The sequence below is a fragment of the Acidimicrobiales bacterium genome (assembly GCA_030747595.1).
Lineage (GTDB): Bacteria > Actinomycetota > Acidimicrobiia > Acidimicrobiales > MedAcidi-G1 > UBA9410.
The window spans coordinates 1-1,108 of the sequence record JASLKK010000035.1 but is presented as its reverse complement, the minus strand read 5'-3'; the positions used below and the strand labels follow the sequence as shown (position 1 = coordinate 1,108).

General features: G+C 64.6%; 2 protein-coding genes. Both read right to left on the bottom strand.

What is annotated here, in order from left to right:
• Positions 1-81 precede the first annotated feature (81 nt).
• Positions 82-513, bottom strand: a complete 432-nt coding sequence (locus QF777_11885) for a PaaI family thioesterase (protein ID MDP6912242.1) — start codon at positions 511-513, stop codon at positions 82-84.
• Positions 510-1,108 (bottom strand): M24 family metallopeptidase (locus tag QF777_11880; protein MDP6912241.1); only part of this gene is annotated, 599 nt, incomplete at its 5' end. The genes QF777_11880 and QF777_11885, both read right to left, overlap by 4 nt.

Genomic DNA, 1,108 nt, shown 5'->3' with positions numbered 1-1,108 from the left:
CAGGGCCTGGATCGAGAAGCGTCCCGCCGATTTCCAGGGTCACTGAGGCACGCTCCCTGTCTCAGCTAGGGAACGCGGGGATCAGGTCAGGTTCGGAAACACGATCTGGGTCTGGGTGGTGATGGCGACGGTCTTTCCGTCTTCACGTACCACTTCGGTTTGGACCACGATGGTGGTGCGGCCTACGTGCACCGGGCGGGACGTGATGGTCGCCGTGCCCTCCGTGATGGGGCGCAGGAAGTTGGTTTTGGATTCGATGGTGGACGTCCCGGCTCCTTCAGGCAGGTTGCGGGCCGCGCACAGCGCGCCGGTGGAGTCGGCGACGGCCATCACATAGCCCCCGTGCAGCCCGCCGAACACGGTGGTGCGCTCCTCGGCCCATTCCACGGTGGCCATTACCTTTTCGGCGCTCGCCTCGATCACGGTCAGGCCCAATACTTCGCAGAACGGCATGATCCGTCGAATGGTGGCGGTCAGTTCGTCATACCCATCCGGGCCGTCGGCGGCGTTCACAGTTTCTCGAATCGTTCAAGGTCCAGGGTCCACGGGCTGAGGTTCTCGGCACTGTCCTCGGTGATCAGGATCTGGTTCTCCAACTTGACTCCCTGTCCACCGGATCGGGCCCCCACGTAGGCCTCTATGGTCACCACCATGCCCGGTTCCAGCACGCCGTCGTAGCCCGAGGCCTCCCAGGCGCTTGGGAACGGGATTGACGGGTACTCGTCGCATTGACCTACTCCGTGGGCCAGGCACGAGTAGTGCCGGTACTCCTCTTCGGGAGGAAACCACGCATCGTGTACCAGATCGTGAAAGGTGGTGCCCGGTCGGATGAGCTCGGAGTTGTGATGGATCTGCTCGACGGCCAGGTCGTGGGCGTGGCGGGCCTCTGGTGTGGGTGGGGCGTCGCCGGCCACCCAGGTTCGGGAGATGTCGGTCATCATCCCGTAGGCACCGACTAGGTCGGTGTCGAAGGCCACGACGTCGCCGTCGTTGATCACCGCGGCGCTGCACTCCTGAAACCAGGGGTTGGTGCGCTCCCCGGCGGATAGTAGGCGGCACTCCATCCACTCGCCGTGGCGGGTCAGCATCTCGGCCCACAGGACACCCC